Genomic DNA, 19,600 nt, shown 5'->3' with positions numbered 1-19,600 from the left:
GATGCGCCTGTTCCTGATTGGCATCGCACTCATGCTGGCCAGCCCGGCCCTGTGGGCGAAGCACCACGCACCCCTGTGTGCATCGGCTGATGCGGCCTGCCTGCGCAAGGCCTACAGCCGCCCGCCGGCACACTGGCCGGCGCCGCAGGTGGACGCCGGCGTGGCCTGGCAGGAGCTGGGGCCACTGCCCGAGCGTGCACCCTCGCCTGCGCACAACCCCTACACCGAACAGAAGGCAGCGCTGGGGCGCACGCTGTTCTTCGACCCGCGCCTGTCGCGGTCGGGGCAGATCGCCTGTGCCTCGTGCCACGAGCCGGACCTGGCGTTCGCCGATGGGCGCCGGGTGTCGTTCGGGCATGGGCGTGCGCCAGGCCGGCGCAATGCGCCGAGCGTGGTCACCAGTGGCCTGGCCCCACAGCTGTTCTGGGATGGCCGCGCCGACAGCCTGGAAACCCAGGCGCTGATGCCGGTCGTCGATCCGGCGGAAATGGCCTTCAGCGTCGACGAACTGGTGGCCCGGTTGCGTGCCAGCGCCGATTACCCGGCACTGTTTGCCGTGGCGTTTCCCGGGCAGGCGCTGGGTGCCGAGCAGATTGCCGCAGCCCTGGCGACCTATCAGCGCGATCTGTTGCGGGTCGCGCAGCGCACGCCGTTCGAGCGCTTCCTGCGCGGCCGCACTGCTGCGCTGAGTGACCAGCAGCTACACGGGCTGCACCTGTTTCGCACCAAGGCGCGCTGCATGAACTGCCACTTCGGGCCGGGAATGAGCGACCAGCGTTTTCACAATGCCGGCCTGACGTTCTACGGGCGCAGCCGCGAGGACCTGGGTCGCCATGAAGTCACCGGCCTGGCCGCGGACGTGGGGCGTTTTCGCACCCCTTCGCTGCGCCTGGTGAGCCGCACCGGCCCGTGGTTCCACAACGGTTTCGCCAGCAGCCTCGATCAGGTGCTGGCGTTCTACAACGTGGGCATGCCGAGGCCGGTGCCGAAGCCTGGGCAGCAGGGCGATCCGCTGTTTCCTGTCACCTCCGCACAGTTCGAGGCGCTGGGGCTGGACCGGGTGGAGTTGAAGGCGTTGAAGGCATTTCTGGAGGCGCTGTGAGCGGGTGCTGCATTACGCGGTAGTATCACCGTCCTGGCCGGCAGGCACCGTTCGGTGCTGCGGCCGGATGACCGTTGCAATGGTGTTATTGGAGAGGCAATCAGCGTGAACGATTCACAGATGCTCGAGGACCTGGTGTCCCGCTACCTGGCCGGCGAAAGGCCCGAGTTCGTATTCTTCTGGGGCCATCAGGTGAGCCGCAAGGGTGTCACCGCCTCGTGTTTCAGCCAGTGGTACGTGGCGCCGTTCGAGGTGGGCGGGCAGTCGTACCAGTCGGCCGAGCACTACATGATGGCCGAGAAGGCGGCGCTGTTTGGTGATGAACAGACGCGGGCACGGATCATCGAGGCGACCGATCCCAATGCGGCCAAGGCACTCGGACGCCAGGTGCGTGGGTTCGACGAGGCGCGGTGGGCACAGGAGCGTTTCGCGATCGTGGTGCGGGCCAACCAGGCCAAGTTTTCCCAGAACGCGGAACTGGGGGCCTTCCTGCAGGGCACCGGCACGCGGGTGATCGTGGAGGCCAGCCCGGTGGACCGGGTGTGGGGGATCGGCCTGGCGCAGGATGACCAGAACGCCCACCGGCCGGACAGCTGGCGCGGCCTGAACCTGCTGGGCTTCGCGCTGATGCAGGTGCGCGACGCGGCGCAGGCCTGACGGCCCGCCGGCCCTGCGATCAGGGCTGGCTCGGCAAGTCGAGCCGCGCCTGGATGAACGCGACGAAGGCAGTGAGCTTGGGCAGTGACTTCTTCGAGCGTGGATACACCATCTGCACCGGTTTGTGGGCCGGCACATACGCCCCCAGAATGCTCACCAGCTCCTTGTTCGCCAGCGCGGCGGCCACCAGAAAGTCCGGCTGCATCAGGATCCCGCTGCCGGCAATGGCGGCCTGCAGCAGTACCTGGCCATCGTTGCTGCGAAGCACCGCCTGCTCGGGCCAGAACACCTCTTTGCCAGCCTGCTTGAGTGGCCAGGCAAAGCGGTTGTTCCAGGAGGTGTGGGTGAGAATTCGGTGGGCGTGGAGCGCCTCCGGTGTTGTCGGCTCGCCGGCCTTCTCGAGGTATTTCGGGGCGGCGCAGATCACCATCTGATAGGGCGGCAGGGGCTGCGAGACCAGGTTGGCGTCAACCAGCTCGGCGATCCTGAAGCCCAGGTCGAAGGCACTCTCGTAGAGGTCCACCACCTCGTTGCTCAGGATCAGCTCGACCTGAACCTGCGGGTAGCGCTGCATGAACTCGGTCACCAGCGGGCCGACCAGCGATACCCCCAGTGTCATCGGCGCGGTCACCCGCAGCAGGCCACTGGGCGCGTCGCTGGAGGCTTCTACCCGGTTGTAGGCGTAGGCGACCTGCTCCAGGGCGGTCCTGGCCTCGGCATAGAAGATACGGCCTTCGCCGGTTATGGTCTGCCGGCGTGTGGTGCGTTGAACCAGCCGGGTGTTCAGGGTTTTCTCAAGGCTCTGCACATGCCGCCCCACCATCACCGCCGACATCCCCAGCGCGGCAGCCGCCCCGGCAAAGCTGCCGGCCTCGACCACGGCAACAAACACTTCCATCTGCCTGAGCTTGCTCATCGAGTGATCCGAGAGGTGATGATTACTAACGTTGAGTGAGCCAATTGCTAACCTGGCGTGCGTTTATTGCGCTTTAGTTTATCCCTATAGTCCGTGGCATTGAACCAGAGCACGAGGTGTCATCCCATGCGACATGTACTGAGCCAGGCGCTGGGCGCATTCGCGCGCACCGATCTGCTGCAGGGCGCCACCGGCATACAACGCGCCGAGCGTATCGAGCACCATCTGGGCCTGCCGGCCATGGGTGTCGGCCTGTACCTCAAGCGCGATGACCACATGCTTGTCGGCGGTGGCGGCAACAAGCTGCGCAAACTGGAGTTCCACCTGGGCGAGGCGCTGAAGAACGGCGTCGACACCCTGATCACCGTGGGCGGCATCCAGTCCAACCACGCCCGGTTGACGGCCGCCGTGTGCGCCCGGCTGGGGCTTGAATGCGAACTGATCCTCAGCCGTGCGGTGCCCAGGGCCGATCGCGATTACGAGCTCAATGGCAATGTGCTGCTCGACCAGCTGTTCGGGGCCAGGGTGCAGGTGCTGGACAGGGGCGCCGATGCACTGGCAGCGGCCGAGGCGCGCGCGCAGCAGTTGCGTGCGGCAGGTCGCAAGGTGCTGGTCATTCCCACCGGCGGTTCCACGCCGCTTGGCAGCCTGGGCTACGCCCGTTGCGCCGAAGAGATCGTGCAGCAGGAAACCGCGATGGGCGTGCGATTCGACGAGGTCGTGGTTCCCAATGGCAGCGCCGGCACCCATGCCGGGCTTGCGGCGGGGTTCGAGGTACTGGGGCGGGGTGCGGCGAGCGTCAGGTCCTGGTCGGTGCTGGCCGACCAGCAGACCGCGGCGGCCACGACCCTGCAGTTGACTCGCCAGGCGCTGGCCTTGCTGGGCCATGCTGCAAGCCTCGATGCGAGTGCGATCAACATCGATGGCAGCCAGTTGGGCGAAGGCTACGGGCTGCCGACCCAGGCCATGCTCGAAGCGGTGCGCCTGATGGCGCGCTGCGAAGGTGTGCTGGTGGACCCGGTGTACTCGGGCAAGGCCTTCGCCGGGCTGCTGGCCGATCTGCGACAGGGCCGCTATCGCCGCGGCGATAACGTGCTGTTCATCATGACCGGTGGTACCCCGGGGCTTTACGCCTACAGGGAAACCTTCGCCGAGCCGGTGCAAGGCGCCAGTTGCGTGGCGTCGAGATAGCCCTTGACCGCCCTTGCCACGCCAGGCGCCTGCAGGCCGATTTCGCGCAGTTGCCCGCTCAAGGGGTTGCGGTAACCGATGAAGAACAGGCCCCGCGCAACGCTCGACTGGCCGTCGTCATCCACGGTCGGCTTGCCGTCTGCCGTGAGCGCCTTGGGGTACTGGATCAGCGCCTCCAGGCCGGTGGTGTAGCCGGTGCCCGCAACGATCACGTCCATGCGCAGCGTGCAGCGCTCGGTGCGGTCGATGCCGGTGTGGGCCACGGCGCCTTGCTCGTTCAGTTCCAGCAGCGGGCCGACCACCTTGATGCGGCGCTGTTTCAGGTCGTCGATCACCGGAATGAACAGCGTCGGCGTGACACTGCCCAGCCCGGACACGCCCTGTGCCGGTGGTGGCAGGCCGTAGGCCGACAGGTCGCCGACCCAGCGCCGCGACAACCAGCTCAGCACCGCGTCGCTCGCGCGGGGTGGCAGCCGACGGATCAGCGTACCCAGTGCCGCCAGCGGCACGCCGAACAGGCTCTTGGGCAGAAAGTGCGGCGCGCGCCGCACCGACAGCGTGACCGACGCGGCATGGGGCACCAGGCGGCTGGCTATCTCGCAGGACGAATTGCCGCTGCCGACCACCACCACGTGCTTGCCGGCGTAGGCACGTGCATTGCCGAAGTGCGCGGCATGCACGATCTGCCCGGCAAAGCGCTGTGCCCCCGGCCACTGCGGGATCGACGGTACGCACGAGGTACCGGTGGCGACCACCAGCGCCGGTGCGCGCCACTCGCGGCCATCACGGCAGCGCACCTGCCACATCGATTGCGCCTGAAGGCAGCCGACCGATTCCACTTCGCACCCGGTCAGCACCTCGAAGCCGCCCCGGGCCGGCAGTGACGCCAGCACCCGGGCCAGGTCATCGCGGCTCGGCCAGCGGCCTGCCGCCCACGGAAAGCGCCCGCCCGGCAACCCGGAAAACCAGCGCCCGGTGTTCAGGCGCAGGCCGTCATAGTGGTTGCGCCACACGTCGCCCACGGCCTGCGTGCGCTCCAGCACCAGCGGGCGCAGGCCGGCGCGTACCAGCTCGTAGGCGCAGGACAGCCCCGCCGGCCCGCCACCCACCACCAGCACCCTGTGCGCGTTGTCAGCCATGGGTGGCGCCGCCGGTGTGTTGCACCTCCACCGTCAGGGGCACGGGACGCATGATGGTGTCGGGGATCGGCGCGGTCGGCAGCAGCTTGGCCAGCAATGCGTCCACGCGCTCGGGTGATTCTTCGGTATCGATCGACACCTGCACCTGGATGCTTTCAAAGCCCGGGTTGCCGCTGGTCACGCCAAATGCGGCGCGAAAATCCACGCGGCCGCTCACGTCCAGCACCAGGCTGTTGACCTTGACTCCGGATGCCGACAGGCCGCCGATGTAGGTGGCCGCTAGGCAGTTGCCGATACCCGCCAGCAACAGTTCCTGGGGCGTGGCGCCCAGGCCGGCGCCACCGTAGGCGCAGGGCTCGTCGCCGTGCAGCACGGCACCGGACTTGACCTTGGTGAGGGTCTGGTAGCCCTCGGTCCAACGCACACTGGTGTGGTAGAGCGGGCGTGCGATGTCACCCTCGCCATCGGCCCGGATGCGTTCGCGAACTGCTCGGCCGGCGTTGGCCTGGAGGCCGTTGATGGTGACGCGGTGGGTGGTTTCACTCATGGTCTGTGCTCTTCAAGGGGCGGCATGGCGGTCGAATGACCGTGTGCCAATCAGTTAATCGGGAGGTCCCGTGTCGACTAGAAATGCTCGGCCAGCCGGGTTTCGTGGGTTAGAAACGCGTCCAGCCGTTCTTGCAGGTCAAGCAGTTGCGCCGAGCGCACCTGGCGCGGGCGCGGCAGGTCGATTTCCAGGATCTGGGCGATGCGGCCGTGGGGCGTGCTGGCCATCAGCACGATACGGTCGGCCAGCAGCAGCGCCTCCTGCAGGTCGTGGGTCACCATCAGCACCGTGGCGCCGCTGGTGTTCCAGGCGCGCAGCAACTGGTCCTGCATCAGGCGCCGGGTCTGTGCGTCCAGTGCCGAAAACGGCTCGTCGAGCAGCAGCAGGCGTGGCTCCAGGGCCAGTGCCCTGGCCAGGGCGATGCGCTGGCACATGCCGCCGGACAATGCCGCCGGCCGGTGCCGGGCGAATTCGGCCAGGCCCACGTCGGCAAGCAACTGCTCGGCGCGCCGGGTGGCCGCTTCACGGTCAAGCCCGCGGTTGAGCAGGGCGATGGCAATGTTTTCCACCGCACTCATCCACGGGAACAGGTTGTTCTGCTGGAAGATCAGCGCACTGTCGGGCTGGTTGCCGCTCACTGCCTGGCCGTCGTACAGCAGCTGCCCGGTGCTGGGTTGCTGCAGGCCCGCGGCGATGTTGAGCAGGGTGCTCTTGCCGCACCCGCTGCGCCCCAGCAGCACGGTGAAACTGGCGGCCTTGATATCCAGGTCACCCACCTCGACCCGTGTGCCGCCTTCGAACTGCTTGCTCAGGCCACGAAAACTCAGCGTGGCGCCCCGGCTCATGACGCCCACCCGGTGAGGCGGCGTCCGAGCAACAGCATCAGGCGATCCACCACGAAACCCACGACACCAATGGTCATCACACCCACCATCACCAACGGCATGTTGTACATCTGCTGGGCCATGATGATCATGTAGCCCAACCCGGAATTGATTCCCGCCATCTCCCCGGCCAGCACCGCCATCCACGCGCCGAAGAACGCCATGCGCAGGCTGGTCATCGCGCTGGGGGCGATTGCCGGCAGTCGCACGCGCAGCCAGATCTGCTGGCGCGTGCACCTCAGGTTGCGGGCGATGTTCAGGTACTGCGGGTCGATGGCATCCAGCGCGGCGACCAGCGACAGCGTCATGGTGCCCAGCACGGCCAGGAACACCACGAACACCGCGGCCTGTCCGCCGATGCCGATCACCGCGATGGTGAAGGGGACCCAGGCCACCGGTGAGATCGGCGCCAGGGTCTGCACCAGCGGCAGGATCAGGCGGCGCAGCAGCTTCACCTCGGTGGTGATCACCGCCAGCAGCAGTGCCACCAGGCTGCCAGCCAGCAACCCGCCGCTGACCCGCAGCAGGGTCACCAGCAAGGCCTCCAGCAAGCCGCTGCGCTGCTGCCCGAAACCCACCACCGCTTCGCCGGAAAACGCATACGGCAGGGTCACGCTGGGAGGCGGGAGTACGCGGCCATCCAGCCAGCCAGACTGCACCGCCAGCTCCCATGCGCCGATCAGCAATGCCCACGCCAGCAGGAACCACAGCGTGTCGCGCAGCGCGTCCAGATAACGCGGGGCACGGCGTGCGTCGGGCTGCCGGCTCAGGGTCAGAACGGCCTGGTTCATCCCGTCACCTGGGCAGCAGGTTGATGACGCAGGTCGAGAACCGCATCGATCGGGTTGTCGGTGAAGTAGCCCAGTTCGACCAGGTAGCCGGCGCCGCGCTTGAGGCCGGCCACGCCTACCGGGCTGATGACCGGGTTGGGCGCCTGGCGTGCCAGGGCCACCTTGAGCACCTCGTTGGATACCCCGTAGATCGGCTGCAATTGCTGGATGGCGTTGTCGAAGTCGGCTTTCATCGCAGTGGCCGATGCCTGCAGCAGTTCCAGGTAGCGTTTGAGCAGCGGCCCCTGTTCCTGGCTGGTGCGCACCTGCGTGGTGATCACGCAGTCGGCGGCCTCCGGGCCCCACACCGCGTTGGAGTCGCTCAGGTAGCGTGCGCCGGTGGTGCTGACCACGTTCTGGGCATAGGGCTGTGCCAGGGTGCACACGTCGAGGCGGCCGTTGGCGATGGCTTCGCCCATCCCGGCCATGCTCGGGAAGAAAGTCATCTGATAGTCGTTGTAGGATTTGCCGTGGCGCGCCATCGAGCCATAGCCCACCAGTTCCAGGGTATCCAGGCGCAGGGTGCCGACGCGCAGGCCGCTGCCTGCGGCGGCGATGAATTCATCCAGGCTGGCCACCGAGCCGTTGCGCGCCACCAGTTCGATGCCGCCTTGCCCCGAGCCACCGATGATGCGCAGCTCCTGGGTGCCCTTGGCGTAGGCGGCTGCGGTCATGGTCCAGGGCCCGTGCATCAGTTCCAGGCGACCTGCCAACAAGGCCTGCAGGGCATCGCTTGGGCTGTTGAATTGCGTCAGCTCCACCTGCAGGCCCGCCGCCGCAAAATCACCGCGCAGCTTTGCCAGCAGCAGGTGCGACACGCAGCCGGCGGGCATGTGCCCCACACGCAGCAGCGGCCCGCCGGTGGCAGCTTCGACCTTGCTGGCCGCTGCCAGCAGCGCGGTACCGGCGGCGCTCAGCGCCAGCATGCCGCAGCCACAGGCGCACATGAACGAGCGGCGGCTCAGGTTGGACTGGAGTGCGGGCGTCGCTTGCGCGCCACTGGTGGAGAACAATCGCTGGAAAAAATCTCTCATCACACGCATCCCAAAACAGGTAGACCGATCGTTCTCGGCAGGCGCGTGAAGTATGTGAGATCTGCGATATAAGCAGAACTAATATTTTAAGCTTAGCTTATGCCTCGTTAGCATATAGGCGCCGAGGCCTGCACCGGCAGCGGTGCAGGGGGCGGGCTAGGCGGCTTTCGCTTCGCGCAGCAGGGTCAGCAGGATCGAGCGCGCAACCTGTGCGCTTCTGGCGTTGCGCGAGACCATCGCGGTGGCGATGGCACCGTCGATCAGCAGCGAGATCTGCTGCGCGACCCAGGCCGGTTCCGGCAGCCCGCAGGCCGCGGCCAGTTGCTCGATGCGGTCATGCACCCGATCGAAGTGTGCCTGGGCCAGGTCACGTACCCAGCTGGAAGACTTGTCGTGTTCGGCGACGGCGTTGGTGAACAGGCAGCCGAAGAAGCGCCCGCTGGCGAACCATTCCTCGAGCAGGTCGAACATAAAGATCAGGCGTTGCTCCGGGTCGTCGGTACGCTGAGGCAGTGCCTGGTCAAACCAGCCAAACCACATCGCTGCCTCGCGATCGAACACGGCACGCAGCAGGTTCTCCTTGGAGCCATAGGTCTCGTACAGCGTGCGCCGCGCGACCTTGGCATCGCTGAGCAGGCGCGAAACGCCCGTTGCATGAATGCCTTCACGGCAGAACAGCCGTCGCGCGCTTTCCAGCAGGCGCTCGGCGGCAACGGTCGGGGGTGTGCTTTCCATCAAAATCGGTTCCGGCTGAATCAGTTTGGTGCAGAGTGCAACTTAATGGGTGGGGTGTCATCAGGGAAAGTGCTGGAGGTTGGGTTTTCGCGGGCAGGGGGAGGGGGCAGGTGCGTAGTTTGCCCTGGGCATCATCAGGCCAGATGCACACCTGGCGGGCGGATTGCCCCTTGCACGAACTGCGCTCGCCCTAAATAATGCGATCAATTACCATTTGCATATTAATGGCCCCCTTATGTCCGCACTCGAGCCTTTGGCACTTCACCAGCTTTATTCCGAACACAACGGTTGGCTGAAAGGCTGGTTGCGCATGCGCCTGGGCAATTCGGCCGATGCGGCGGATCTGGCCCAGGACACCTTCGTGCGGGTCATGACGGCACGCAACGCCGCGCCGATCCGAGAGCCGCGGGGCTACCTGACTGCAATTGCGCGCTCGCTGTTGATCGACAAGTCGAGGCGACGGGCGATCGAGCAGGCGTATCTGGTGGCCCTGGCGCAGAAGCCTGAACCGGTCGAGGTATCACCTGAGGTGCGCTTGTCCATTCTCGAGATGCTGGTGGCGGTCGACAGCCTGCTGGACGGGCTGGGCAAGCGTACCCGGGAGATCTTTCTGTCGGTGCAGCTGGAAGGGCAGACCTATGTGGCGGTGGCCGAACGCCTCGGGGTCTCGGTCACCACGGTGAAGAACCATCTGGTGCGAGCCATGACCGAGTGCCTGCTGCTGGCGGACAACTGATGAGCGCGGCGCTCGATCGTCGGACCCTCGAAGCTGCTGCGACCTGGTACGTGCAGCTCAACGATGCAGGGGTGGACGAGGCCTGCACCCGGGCCTGGCAGCAATGGTTGGGGGCAGATCCTTCGCACGCCGAGGCATGGGCGCGGGTCGAGGCGTTCCAGCGGCAATGGGCAACGGTACCCGCACATGCCGCCCGGTCAGGGCTGGATGCGGCCCAGGCGCAACGCCGCGAGGTATTGAAGATCCTCGGCGTGTTGCTGGCCGTCGGGGGCAGCAGCTGGATGATCGGCAAACCGCTGGCGAACCATGGCCTGTTCGCTCAGCAGAGCACGGGCGCGCGCGAGCGTCGCTCGCTGCGGCTGGACGACGGGTCGCAGCTGGAACTCAACGCCAACACCGCGCTGGATGCGAGCTTCGACGGGCAACTTCGGCTTATCCGTCTTTACCGCGGGGAGATCCTCGTGCAAACCGCCAAGGATCCTGGGCAGCGGCCGTTTATCGTCGAAACCCAGGACGGGCGCATCCACGCGCGCGGGACGCGCTTCAGCGTGCGCCAGATGACGGACCGGACCCGCGTGGGGGTGCTGCAGTCGGCGGTCGAGCTCCGTCCTCGCCGTCACCCGGAGCGGGCAGTGCGTCTGGAGGCCGGTCAGCAGGCGGCGTTCGATCCTGATCGCGCCGATCCTGCCGGTGTCTTGGCACAGGGTTCGACCGCGTGGGTGCAGGGCATGCTGAGTGTCAACGAGTGGCGCCTCGGGGAGTTCATCGACGAGCTGGGGCGCTATCGCCCGGGCGTGCTGCGCTGCGCCGGGGCGGTTCGCGACCTGAGCATTTCCGGAGCGTTCCGTATCGACGATACAGATGCGGTCCTGGAAAACCTGACCCGGACCTTGCCGGTGAAGCTGCGTTACCTGACCCGCTACTGGGTCAGTGTCGAAGCCGTCTGAACCGTCACTGACAGAAAATACGCGGAGCACCTTGCTGATTATGATTCTCATCCGTCAATGACAGGAGCCGCGATGACAGCGGATTTCTGCCAAGACAACAGAAGGATCATTTCATGCCCCAGCTTTGCTTCTCCCCCTCGATCTCATTGCCCCGCGCAGTGCGCCTGGCGATGTTCGGCCTGACGATGGCGAGTGTGCCGGGGGTGGTGCTGATGCCTGCTGCGGCTCACGCCCAGAGCCGTATCGCCTACCACATCGGCGCAGGCCCGCTGGGTAGCGCGCTGACCCAGTTCGGCGTGCAGGCGGGTGTGACGATTTCCTTCGATCCGCGGCAGATCCATGCGCTGACCACCCCGGGCCTTGATGGTGCCTATGGGGTCGATGAGGGGCTGGCGCTGCTGCTGTCCAACAGCGGCTTGCGCGCTCAGCGCCAGGCCAATGGTGGGTATCTGCTGGTCCAGGACGGTTCCTCGGACGCGGTCGTGCTCGGCGCCACCACCGTCAACGGGCAGGGCCTGGGCGCCACGACCGAGGGCACCGGTTCGTACACCACGGGTTCGACCAACACGGCGACCAAGCTCGCCCTGAGCCTGCGGGAAACACCGCAGTCGGTGACGGTGATCACCCGCAAGAGGATGGACGACCAGAACATCCAGAGCCTGGACGACATCGCGCGCACGGCGACCGGTATCACCCTCACCAAGATCGGCACTGATCGCTCCACCTATTACTCGCGCGGCTTCGAGATCAGCGACCTGCAATATGACGGCATTCCGACCAACATCTCGGAAAACTACTCCATGGACGTCATGTCCACCTCGAACATGGCCATCTATGACCGCGTCGAGGTCGTACGCGGCGCCAATGGCCTGATGCAGGGCACGGGCAACCCGTCGGCGGCGATCAACCTGGTACGCAAACGGCCGACCCAGGACTTTCGTCTGGGCGCGGAGCTGGGGGCAGGCTCCTGGGACAACTACCGTGGCCAGGTGGATGTTTCCGGGCCACTGACCCCTACGGGCAATGTTCGCGGCCGTGCAGTGGCCTACTACAACAACGCCAACAGCTATCGCGACGGCTCCGAGCGTGACAACCAGTTGCTGTACCTGGTGGGGGAGGCGGATCTGAACGATTCCACCGTACTGACGGTGGGCGCCACTCTCCAGAAAGACAACCAGAACGGCTATGACTGGGGCGGCTTGAACACTCGTCGTGACGGCTCCTTCTATCCGCTTTCGCGTTCCACCAACCTCAACGGCAAGTGGGCCCATCTGGATCGCAACAACTACACGCTGTTCAGCGACCTCACGCACACCTTCGACAACGAGTGGAAGTTGACCCTGGCCATGAATGCGATCTGGTCGAACGCCGACTTTCTCTCCGCGTACCCGAACCGGGTAGCGGGCGACAACTATCGCATGACCGTCTCCCAGGCCGATTACGAAGACACCCAGTTCGCCCTGGACCTCTATGCTACCGGGCCTTTCGAGCTGTTCGGGCGCAAGCATCAGTTGATGCTCGGGGCCAACACGCGCAAGGACGAGTTCGACGCGGTGATCAAGAGCGCCACCAACAACCCGACGATCGACATCACCGACTTCGACTACAGTGCCCTGCCCAGCCCGATCCTCAATGCTATCGGCGCAGACTACAACTACACCCGCAAGGAGCGTGGCCTGTATGGTGCCTCGCGCTTCAGCCTGACCGATGACCTGAGCCTGATCGTCGGTACGCGGGTGAGCTGGTCGGACTACAAGGTGGCCAGCCCCTACACCAATGACCAATACCGGGAGAATGGCCGGCTGGTGCCATATGCCGGGCTGGTGCTGGACCTGGACAAGCACCACACCTGGTATGCCAGCTACACCGAGATCTACAAGACACAGAGTTACTACGGTGTCGGCAATACCTTGCTTGACCCGATCGAAGGCGAGAATTACGAAACCGGCATCAAGGGTGAATACTTCGATGGTCGGCTGAACACCTCGCTGGCAATCTTCCAGACCAGCTTGGAGAACATGCCCGAGGCGTTGCCGGTGTCGCCCACCTGTGGTGTGACGGGGACGAGCAAGTGCTATGAAACAGGCGCAAAAGTGCGTAACCGTGGCTTCGAACTGGAAGTTTCCGGCGAGCCGTTGGAGAACTGGAATGTCAGCGCTGGCTATACCTATAGCGATCCCGAATATGTGGCGGGCGCCAGCAAGGGTTCGGATTACTACCGCAAGATCCCGCGCCGCCTGCTCAAGGTGGCAACCGACTACCGCTTGCCCGGTGTCCTCGACCACTGGCGTGTGGGCGGCGATGTCTATGCACAGAGCCGCACTGCCGCCGACGTGACCGGGTACGACATCAAGCAGGGCGGCTACACCTTGCTCAACCTGCATGCGCACTATCAGATCAACCAACAGTTCAGCGTGCAGTACAACCTCAACAACGTTCTGGACAAGGTCTACTACCAGTCCTTGCCCACTTCGAACAACTTCGGCGGCCTGTACTACGGTGATCCACGCAATTTTGCGGTGACGCTGCGCTACCAATACTGATGCTTCAGGGGGTGGGGAGGGTTTTTCTGGGCATTAAAAAGCCGGCTTGTGGCCGGCTTCTCGGGGACAGTCTTGGCTGACTTTTGGTAAGCCGCAACCGCCTTCAAATCGTGATCCGGCGCTGGGGCCGGGGGTGGCGGGGGCAGTGTGTGCCGCGCCACGCCCTCAGGATGCAAGGCTGCAACCGGGGCTTGAGTGCGGCACAGCATACTGGGAATGGATCGCAATGCCCAGCAAAAAAACCGCTGCAACCGCTTTAGCGCGGGCGATCATCCCGCAGGTGAGCCCACCAGAACACCCACCCCAGTACCTCCAGACCCTGGTTGCGGATTTGCGACAGGCTGTAGGTTTCGCTCGGAAATTCGTCACCGTCATGGCTGTGCAGACGCAATGCGCCATTGGCCCGTTCGCTCAAGGTGTGCACGCGCAAGCGCCCGTTGTGCAGCAGCGCGTATATCTCGCCCTCGATCACGCGGGTCAGGCTGCGGTCTATCGCCAAGGTCGCGCCGTACTGCAGCAAGGGGTTCATGTTGTAGTCGGGCATGCTCACGCAAAGCGCCTGCGCAGCATCGACCCCGAGGTTGTCCAGCGCACAGCGCGGCAAACGCAGGTGGCGGCCAGGGATTTCGGCAAACTGCCGGGGCTGCGCATGGTAGAAGGGCAGCAGCACGTCCTGCTCGCCATGCGCGGCGAACAGGCTGTGGTCCGGGGCCTGCTGCTCCTGCTCGCCACGGTTGCGGCTGACCCGCGGCAGCGGGTTGTGGTGCTTGGGGCCCTCGCCGGTGCGTAGCCAGCGAGGGCGTACGCACAGCAGTTCGGCAATCTCGTCCAGACGCGCCATGGGCACGCCGCGCTGGAACCAGTTGTTCACATGCTGCGGCGTCACCCCGCGCTGGGCGGCAAAGTCGGAAGCGGTCAGGTTGCACTCGCGCAGGAGCGCTTTCAAACGATCACCAGATGTATTCATGGTGATTGAGTTTAGTGAGGGAAAAGAAGGGTTTATATAAACATTGGGTTGAAGTGTTTCGCGGGCAAAAGCGGGGGTATTACAGGGGGTTCTGTTGGTGTTGTAGGAATAATCGGACGCTGTTGGTTCAAGCAGCGAGCCGCAGATGCAAAAAAGCCCCGCAATCGCGGGGCTTTTCCTCAAGCGCAGTGCTTAGCCCTTGTAGGCTGCCACCGACTTGGTGATCTCGGCACGGGCCGCTTCTGCGTCACCCCAGCCGTCGATCTTGACCCACTTGCCTTTCTCCAGATCCTTGTAGTTCTCGAAGAAGTGCTTGATCTGCTCCAGCAGCAGTGCCGGCAGGTCGGTGTACTCTTTGACGTCGACGTACAGCTGCGACAGCTTGTCGTGCGGTACGGCGATGACCTTGGCGTCGCCGCCGCCGTCGTCGGTCATGTGCAGGATGCCGACCGGGCGAGCACGGATCACCGAACCTGGGGCTACCGGGTACGGGGTCACCACCAGCACGTCCAGCGGATCACCGTCGTCAGCCAGGGTGTTGGGGATGAAGCCGTAGTTGGCCGGGTAGAACATCGGGGTGGCCATGAAGCGGTCCACGAACAGGCAATCGCTGTCCTTGTCGATCTCGTACTTGATCGGTGCGTGGTTGGCTGGAATCTCGATGGCGACGTAGATGTCGTTCGGCAGGTCTTTGCCAGCCGGAATCTTGCTGTAGCTCATTGGGCATTGCCCCCATGTTTGGCCAAAAATTGGTCGCGATTATAGGCACATTCCGTAACGCTTGCCACGCCCGGCCAGATGCCCGGCCTGGTCAATTAGTCGTGTGCTGGTAGTGCGGATGGCTACGTTGCAGCTGTTGCAGGCGGGCCAGCGGATCCTGGCGGTAGAACGCGCTCAGTTGCGCGTAAACCGCGGGGTAGGCCTGCATCAGCAGGTCCGGGGCACTGAAGAAGTACTCGCTGGTCACGGCGAAGAATTCGGCCGGGTTTTCCGCGGCGTAGGGGTCGATGGCCGTTTCGGCATCGGGGTTGCGGTCAAGCTGGCGGTTGAGATCGTCGTAGGCCTGCTGCATGGCCTGCGCCCAGTCCGCCACGCGCATGCTGTCATGCAGCGGCGGCAGGCCATTGGCATCGCCGTTGAGCATGTCGAGCTTGTGCGCCAGTTCGTGAATCACCAGGTTGTAGCCTTCCCAGCCACCGCTGGCCAGCACCCCGGGCCAGGCCAGGATCACCGGGCCCTGCTGCCAGGCCTCGCCACTGTGTTCGCCGTCCCATTCATGCTCCACACCGCTGGCATCACGGTGGCGCTGGGGGCTGACGAAGTCATCGGGGTACAGCACGATTTCATGGAAGCCCTGGTACCAGTTCAGATCGCCCAGGTGCAGCAGCGGCAGTTGCGCCTGGGCCGCCAGGTGCAGGCGCTGCTCGGCATCGGCGTCGACGCCGGGCAGGGTGGTGAGGTGCTTTTGCTGCAGGAACAGGATGCAGGCTTCACGCAGCCAGTGATCTTCTTCGTCGCTGATGCCGTCGAGCATCGGCAGGCCCTCGCGTACCCGCTGCCACTGCTGCGGCTCGATCGGGTAGCGGGCCAGGGTACGACGGCGCCGCCAGGCGCTCAGGCTCCACATGTGCGCGGGTTACTGGGCCTTGGCCTGGCCACGGCCCATGCGGCTGCGCACCAGGCCGATGATCATCGGCACCAGCGACAGCAGGATGATCGCCACGATCATCAGCGACAGGTTGGACTTGATGAACGGCACGTTGCCGAAGAAGTAGCCCAGCGTCACCAGGCCGCACACCCACAGGATGGTGCCGGCGACGCTGAACATCAGAAAACGCGGATAGACCATTTTTGCCAGGCCCGCGACGAAAGGCGCGAAGGTGCGCAGGATCGGCAGGAAGCGCGCCAGGGTGACGGTCTTGCCGCCATGGCGTTCGTAGAAGTCGTGGGTCTGCTGCAGGTAGTCGCGGCGGAAGATCTTCGAGTCGGGGTTGCGGAACAGGCGTTCCCCGGCCGTTCGCCCGATCACGTAGTTGGTGCTGTCGCCCAGGATGGCTGCCGCCATCAGCAGGCCGCACAGCAGTACCGGGTCCATGCCGCCGCCGGCGGCCACGGCACCGGCGATGAACAGCAGCGAATCGCCCGGCAGGAACGGCATGACGACCAGGCCGGTCTCGCAGAAGATCACCAGGAACAGGATGGCGTAGATCCACGGACCGTAATTGTTGACCAGCAAATCGAGGTAGGTATCGAGATGCAGAATGAGGTCCAGCGGGTTGAAATCCATGTACGGCACCTTGTTCAAGACCCGGCTCTACGGGCATGCGAGGACTGGCAGTGCGAAGTGTGTAGCCGTTACCCAGGGTAAGGGTAAAATTTCACACAAATTGAAAGGCCGCATTATACGGGCATGGCGTGATTATGGCGGAGCAGTTTGTAGCGGCGGATTTCTGGGCCCCAGCGCAGCGGGGCTGCTATGCAGCCCATCGCCAGCAAGGCTGGCGCCTATATGGCCAGTGCGCAGACCTGTGGAAGCCGGCTTTGCTGACGAAGGATGCCCGTCAGTCGGAATGGATCGGGAGGATATAGCTCTTGAACTCGGTATCTGCCTTGAACCCCATCGACTCGTAGGTCTTCATTGCCACCTCGTTGTCGCTGCTGGTCGAGGCGCGCAGGCGCACGGCGTTGGTGTCCTTGGCCAGTTTCTTCGCCTCGCGCATCAGGTTGTCAGCCACCAGCATGCGCCGCGAGTCTTCGGCCACATAGATGTCGTTGAGTATCCATACGCGCTTGAGCGACAGCGACGAAAAGCTCGGATACAGCTGGCAGAAACCCATCAGCTTGTTGTCATCGTCGTCCGGCAGCGCCAGGTAGATGATCGACTCGTCGCGCTCCAGGCGTTTTTCCAGAAACGAGCGCGAAGAGTCCGGATAGGGCAATTGCCCATAGAACTCGCGGTATTTGACGAACAGAGGGGCGAGCAGATCCAGATGCTCAAGAGTTGCTTTGATAATTCGCATAAGCAGGCCTCGGGTCCATGGGGAGTGGCGGCGAACCTCGGGCAGCCGTCACCCCAGATGCTGCCTAAAGCGCGAAAAAAGCGCAATCCGCTAAAAAGTGGTCAGTTCTCAATCATTGCCGAGTAAGAAGTTTCCATTTTTAGGGGTGTCGGCGTCTGATTCCAGGGTCTGGACCTGGGCTTCATCCTTCAGGTTGACCCCCGAGAGCTGCCGACGGCAGGCCTCGCGCATCAGGTACAGCAGGCGGTGGGCGGCCATGCCGTAGCTCAGCCCCTCCAGGCGTACGTTGGAAATGCAGTTGCGGTAGGCGTCGGTGAGGCCGACCCTGGGGCTGTAGGTGAAATACAGGCCCAGGCTGTCGGGGGAGCTCAGGCCCGGACGTTCGCCGATCAGGATCACAGTCATTTTCGCGCCCAGCAATTCGCCGACTTCATCGGCCACCGCCACCCGGCCCTGCTCCACCAGCACCACCGGGGCGGTGGACCATCCCTCGGCATCGATGTGCTCCTGCAGACGGTTGAGAAACGGCAGCGTGTGCCGGTGCACCGCCAGGGCCGAGAGGCCGTCGGCCACGATGATCGCCAGGTCGACCCCGCCCGGGTTGGCCTGGGCATGCTCGCGCAGTTGCCGGGCCGATTCCTCATGCAGGCGCCGCCCCAGGTCCGGGCGTTGCAGGTAGCTGTGGCGGTCGCTGGCGGCGCTGTGCAAGAGGATGCTGTCGCGCCCGCGTTCGCTCAGCTGTTCGCGCAGGCCCGCATGGTCGAATGCCAGGTGCACGGCATCGCGGGCCTGGGCGTGGGCGCACTGGAAGTCCAGCTGTGCGCGGGTCGGCAGGCTGGTACCGGTGCGCCCCAGGGCGATGCGCGCCGGGGTCAGGCGGCGCAGGTCGAGCCAGGGGTTGTCGCTGTTGTCGTGCTGCGTGGGTTGCTTGTCCATGGCTCGCTTATCCCAGTTGCGCCAGCGCCTGGCGGAAGGCCGGTGGCAGGTTGTCGCCAAACCGCACCCGGCCATCGGCCTGGGTGAAGATGCCCATGCGCGCCAGCCACGCCTCGAACTCCGGGGCCGGTTTCAGGCCCAGGGTCTGGCGTGCGTACAGCGCGTCGTGGAACGAGGTGGTCTGGTAGTTGAGCATGATGTCGTCGGAGCCGGGGATGCCCATGATGAAGTTGATCCCGGCCACCCCCAGCAGCGTCAGCAGCGTGTCCATGTCGTCCTGGTCGGCCTCGGCATGGTTGGTGTAGCAGATATCGCAGCCCATCGGCACGCCCAGCAGCTTGCCGCAGAAGTGGTCTTCCAGGCCGGCGCGGATGATCTGCTTGCCGTTGTACAGGTACTCCGGGCCGATGAAGCCGACCACGGTGTTGACCAGAAACGGCTTGAAATGCCGTGCCACGGCATAGGCCCGGGTTTCGCAGGTCTGCTGGTCGACGCCATGGTGCGCGTTGGCCGACAGCGCGCTGCCCTGGCCGGTCTCGAAGTACATCAGGTTCTGCCCGAGGGTACCGCGGTTCAGGCTCAGGCCGGCGTCGTAGCCTTCCTGCAACAGGTTGAGGTTGATGCCGAAACTGGCGTTGGCCGCCTCGGTGCCGGCAATGGACTGGAACACCAGGTCCAGCGGTACGCCGCGGTTGACGGCCTCGATCGAGGTGGTGACGTGGGTCAGCACACAGGCCTGGGTGGGGATGTCGTAGCGCTGGATGATCGCGTCGAGCATCTCCAGCAGGGCACAGATCGAGGCGATACTGTCGGTGGCCGGGTTGATGCCGATCATGGCGTCGCCGTTGCCGTACAGCAGGCCGTCGAGAATGCTCGCGGCGATGCCGGCCGGCTCATCCGTGGGGTGGTTGGGCTGCAGGCGGGTGGACAGGCGCCCGCGCAGGCCCAGGGTGCCGCGAAAGCGCGTGACCACGCGGATCTTCTGCGCCACCAGCACCAGGTCCTGCACGCGCATGATCTTCGAGACCGCAGCGGCCATTTCCGGGGTCAGCCCCGGGGCCAGGGCGCGCAGGCTGTCTTCGTCGGCCTGCTCGCTCAGCAGCCAGTCGCGCAGCCCGCCCACGGTCAGGTGGCTGACGGCGGCAAAGGCCTGTTTGTCGTGGGTGTCGATGATCAGGCGGGTGACTTCGTCGTCTTCGTAAGGGATCAGCGCCTCGCTGAGGAAGTGACTGAGCGGGATATCGGCCAGCGCCATCTGCGCGGCCACCCGTTCGGCGTCGTTGCCGGCCGCCACCCCGGCGAGAAAGTCGCCGGGGCGGGCCGGGCTGGCCTTGGCCATGACGTCCTTGAGGCTGTCGAAGCGGTAGGTCTGGGTGCCCACCGTGTGTACAAAACTGCTCATACGCAATCTCCATG

Annotated in this window: 20 protein-coding genes; 6 read left to right on the top strand and 14 right to left on the bottom strand. The window is 64.9% G+C overall.

What is annotated here, in order from left to right:
- The first annotated feature begins 1 nt into the window (after position 1).
- Both MF6396_RS20205 and MF6396_RS20200 read left to right on the top strand, forming a co-directional pair.
- Entirely contained in the window at positions 2–1,102 is a 1,101-nt protein-coding gene (locus MF6396_RS20205; RefSeq protein ID WP_078481410.1) for a cytochrome-c peroxidase, read from the top strand.
- Positions 1,103–1,207: 105 nt separating this feature from the next.
- Positions 1,208–1,759: an NADAR family protein gene (locus MF6396_RS20200; RefSeq protein WP_078481408.1), complete on the top strand. Its 552-nt coding sequence runs from the start codon at positions 1,208–1,210 to the stop codon at positions 1,757–1,759.
- Positions 1,760–1,778: 19 nt separating this feature from the next.
- On the opposite strand, the gene MF6396_RS20195 is transcribed toward MF6396_RS20200, so the two are convergent.
- Positions 1,779–2,675: a LysR substrate-binding domain-containing protein gene (locus MF6396_RS20195; RefSeq protein WP_058541906.1), complete on the bottom strand. Its 897-nt coding sequence runs from the start codon at positions 2,673–2,675 to the stop codon at positions 1,779–1,781.
- A 126-nt stretch (positions 2,676–2,801) separates the two neighbouring features.
- On the opposite strand from MF6396_RS20195, the gene MF6396_RS20190 reads away from it, so the two are divergent.
- A complete protein-coding gene (locus MF6396_RS20190) occupies positions 2,802–3,866 on the top strand; it encodes a D-cysteine desulfhydrase family protein (RefSeq protein WP_078481407.1) in 1,065 nt (354 codons plus the stop codon).
- On the opposite strand, the gene MF6396_RS20185 is transcribed toward MF6396_RS20190, so the two are convergent.
- From MF6396_RS20185 to MF6396_RS20160, 6 genes are all read right to left on the bottom strand, one after another.
- Entirely contained in the window at positions 3,809–5,005 is a 1,197-nt protein-coding gene (locus MF6396_RS20185) for a flavin-containing monooxygenase (protein WP_078481406.1), read from the bottom strand. The genes MF6396_RS20190 and MF6396_RS20185 overlap by 58 nt on opposite strands.
- A complete protein-coding gene (locus MF6396_RS20180; protein ID WP_078481405.1) occupies positions 4,998–5,552 on the bottom strand; it encodes an OsmC family protein in 555 nt (184 codons plus the stop codon). The genes MF6396_RS20185 and MF6396_RS20180 overlap by 8 nt, the downstream gene beginning before the upstream one ends.
- A 77-nt stretch (positions 5,553–5,629) precedes the next feature.
- Positions 5,630–6,397: an ABC transporter ATP-binding protein gene (locus MF6396_RS20175; protein ID WP_078481403.1), complete on the bottom strand. Its 768-nt coding sequence runs from the start codon at positions 6,395–6,397 to the stop codon at positions 5,630–5,632.
- Positions 6,394–7,227, bottom strand: coding sequence for an ABC transporter permease (locus tag MF6396_RS20170; RefSeq protein ID WP_078481402.1), 834 nt, complete (start codon positions 7,225–7,227; stop codon positions 6,394–6,396). Before MF6396_RS20170 ends, MF6396_RS20175 begins: the two co-directional genes overlap by 4 nt.
- The gene (locus MF6396_RS20165; RefSeq protein WP_052504310.1) at positions 7,224–8,300 is read right to left on the bottom strand and encodes an ABC transporter substrate-binding protein; all 1,077 of its coding nucleotides are present in this window, start codon (positions 8,298–8,300) and stop codon (positions 7,224–7,226) included. The genes MF6396_RS20170 and MF6396_RS20165 overlap by 4 nt, the downstream gene beginning before the upstream one ends.
- 156 nt (positions 8,301–8,456) lie before the next feature.
- A complete protein-coding gene (locus tag MF6396_RS20160) occupies positions 8,457–9,035 on the bottom strand; it encodes a TetR/AcrR family transcriptional regulator (protein ID WP_078481400.1) in 579 nt (192 codons plus the stop codon).
- A gap of 235 nt (positions 9,036–9,270) precedes the next feature.
- Here MF6396_RS20160 and MF6396_RS20155 point away from each other — a divergent pair, with 235 nt between their 5' ends.
- The 3 genes from MF6396_RS20155 (at position 9,271) to MF6396_RS20145 (ending at position 13,261) form a co-directional block, all read left to right on the top strand.
- Positions 9,271–9,771 carry a sigma-70 family RNA polymerase sigma factor gene (locus MF6396_RS20155; protein ID WP_043863930.1) on the top strand — a complete coding sequence of 167 codons (501 nt, stop codon included), beginning with the start codon at positions 9,271–9,273 and terminating at the stop codon, positions 9,769–9,771.
- A complete protein-coding gene (locus MF6396_RS20150) occupies positions 9,771–10,718 on the top strand; it encodes a FecR domain-containing protein (protein WP_078481399.1) in 948 nt (315 codons plus the stop codon). The genes MF6396_RS20155 and MF6396_RS20150 overlap by 1 nt, the downstream gene beginning before the upstream one ends.
- A 113-nt stretch (positions 10,719–10,831) precedes the next feature.
- Complete coding sequence (locus tag MF6396_RS20145) at positions 10,832–13,261, top strand: TonB-dependent siderophore receptor (RefSeq protein WP_078481397.1); 2,430 nt, start codon at positions 10,832–10,834, stop codon at positions 13,259–13,261.
- Positions 13,262–13,517: 256 nt separating this feature from the next.
- Here the strand turns inward: MF6396_RS20145 and MF6396_RS20140 are convergent, their stop codons facing one another.
- The 7 genes from MF6396_RS20140 to MF6396_RS20110 all read right to left on the bottom strand — a co-directional run bounded on the left by MF6396_RS20140 (position 13,518) and on the right by MF6396_RS20110 (position 19,586).
- Positions 13,518–14,228, bottom strand: a complete 711-nt coding sequence (locus MF6396_RS20140; RefSeq protein WP_043863927.1) for a LexA family transcriptional regulator — start codon at positions 14,226–14,228, stop codon at positions 13,518–13,520.
- 192 nt (positions 14,229–14,420) lie between these two features.
- Entirely contained in the window at positions 14,421–14,948 is a 528-nt protein-coding gene (ppa, locus tag MF6396_RS20135; protein WP_043863926.1) for an inorganic diphosphatase, read from the bottom strand.
- Between the two features lie 91 nt (positions 14,949–15,039).
- Positions 15,040–15,855, bottom strand: coding sequence for a zinc-dependent peptidase (locus tag MF6396_RS20130; RefSeq protein WP_043863925.1), 816 nt, complete (start codon positions 15,853–15,855; stop codon positions 15,040–15,042).
- A 9-nt stretch (positions 15,856–15,864) separates the two neighbouring features.
- A complete protein-coding gene (locus MF6396_RS20125) occupies positions 15,865–16,515 on the bottom strand; it encodes a DedA family protein (protein ID WP_043863945.1) in 651 nt (216 codons plus the stop codon).
- A 274-nt stretch (positions 16,516–16,789) separates the two neighbouring features.
- Complete coding sequence (locus tag MF6396_RS20120; RefSeq protein WP_043863924.1) at positions 16,790–17,248, bottom strand: GNAT family N-acetyltransferase; 459 nt, start codon at positions 17,246–17,248, stop codon at positions 16,790–16,792.
- Positions 17,249–17,356: 108 nt separating this feature from the next.
- On the bottom strand, positions 17,357–18,184 hold the full coding sequence (gene eutC / locus MF6396_RS20115; RefSeq protein ID WP_054916334.1) for an ethanolamine ammonia-lyase subunit EutC: 828 nt from the start codon (positions 18,182–18,184) through the stop codon (positions 17,357–17,359).
- Between the two features lie 7 nt (positions 18,185–18,191).
- Positions 18,192–19,586 carry an ethanolamine ammonia-lyase subunit EutB gene (locus MF6396_RS20110; RefSeq protein WP_078481396.1) on the bottom strand — a complete coding sequence of 465 codons (1,395 nt, stop codon included), beginning with the start codon at positions 19,584–19,586 and terminating at the stop codon, positions 18,192–18,194.
- Positions 19,587–19,600: the final 14 nt, after the last annotated feature.

The sequence above is a fragment of the Pseudomonas sp. MF6396 genome, assembly GCF_002018915.1.
In the GTDB taxonomy this organism is placed as follows: Bacteria; Pseudomonadota; Gammaproteobacteria; order Pseudomonadales; family Pseudomonadaceae; genus Aquipseudomonas; species Aquipseudomonas palmensis.
The sequence above is the reverse complement of the archived record's forward strand: the minus strand, read 5'-3'. Positions and strand labels throughout refer to the sequence as shown.

Excerpts from the sequence above, each read along its gene's own strand:
- MF6396_RS20170 (WP_078481402.1), bottom strand. The coding sequence starts at position 7,227 with ATGAACCAGGCCGTTCTGACCCTGAGCCGGCAGCCCGACGCACGCCGT.
- MF6396_RS20160 (WP_078481400.1), bottom strand. The coding sequence starts at position 9,035 with ATGGAAAGCACACCCCCGACCGTTGCCGCCGAGCGCCTGCTGGAAAGC.
- MF6396_RS20180 (WP_078481405.1), bottom strand. The coding sequence starts at position 5,552 with ATGAGTGAAACCACCCACCGCGTCACCATCAACGGCCTCCAGGCCAAC.
- MF6396_RS20130 (WP_043863925.1), bottom strand. The coding sequence starts at position 15,855 with ATGTGGAGCCTGAGCGCCTGGCGGCGCCGTCGTACCCTGGCCCGCTAC.
- MF6396_RS20110 (WP_078481396.1), bottom strand. The coding sequence starts at position 19,586 with ATGAGCAGTTTTGTACACACGGTGGGCACCCAGACCTACCGCTTCGAC.
- eutC (WP_054916334.1), bottom strand. The coding sequence starts at position 18,184 with ATGGACAAGCAACCCACGCAGCACGACAACAGCGACAACCCCTGGCTC.
- MF6396_RS20195 (WP_058541906.1), bottom strand. The coding sequence starts at position 2,675 with ATGAGCAAGCTCAGGCAGATGGAAGTGTTTGTTGCCGTGGTCGAGGCC.
- MF6396_RS20120 (WP_043863924.1), bottom strand. The coding sequence starts at position 17,248 with ATGCGAATTATCAAAGCAACTCTTGAGCATCTGGATCTGCTCGCCCCT.
- MF6396_RS20150 (WP_078481399.1), top strand. The coding sequence starts at position 9,771 with ATGAGCGCGGCGCTCGATCGTCGGACCCTCGAAGCTGCTGCGACCTGG.
- MF6396_RS20205 (WP_078481410.1), top strand. The coding sequence starts at position 2 with ATGCGCCTGTTCCTGATTGGCATCGCACTCATGCTGGCCAGCCCGGCC.
- MF6396_RS20140 (WP_043863927.1), bottom strand. The coding sequence starts at position 14,228 with ATGAATACATCTGGTGATCGTTTGAAAGCGCTCCTGCGCGAGTGCAAC.
- MF6396_RS20165 (WP_052504310.1), bottom strand. The coding sequence starts at position 8,300 with ATGAGAGATTTTTTCCAGCGATTGTTCTCCACCAGTGGCGCGCAAGCG.
- MF6396_RS20125 (WP_043863945.1), bottom strand. The coding sequence starts at position 16,515 with ATGGATTTCAACCCGCTGGACCTCATTCTGCATCTCGATACCTACCTC.
- MF6396_RS20155 (WP_043863930.1), top strand. The coding sequence starts at position 9,271 with ATGTCCGCACTCGAGCCTTTGGCACTTCACCAGCTTTATTCCGAACAC.
- MF6396_RS20190 (WP_078481407.1), top strand. The coding sequence starts at position 2,802 with ATGCGACATGTACTGAGCCAGGCGCTGGGCGCATTCGCGCGCACCGAT.
- MF6396_RS20175 (WP_078481403.1), bottom strand. The coding sequence starts at position 6,397 with ATGAGCCGGGGCGCCACGCTGAGTTTTCGTGGCCTGAGCAAGCAGTTC.
- MF6396_RS20185 (WP_078481406.1), bottom strand. The coding sequence starts at position 5,005 with ATGGCTGACAACGCGCACAGGGTGCTGGTGGTGGGTGGCGGGCCGGCG.
- MF6396_RS20145 (WP_078481397.1), top strand. The coding sequence starts at position 10,832 with ATGCCCCAGCTTTGCTTCTCCCCCTCGATCTCATTGCCCCGCGCAGTG.
- ppa (WP_043863926.1), bottom strand. The coding sequence starts at position 14,948 with ATGAGCTACAGCAAGATTCCGGCTGGCAAAGACCTGCCGAACGACATC.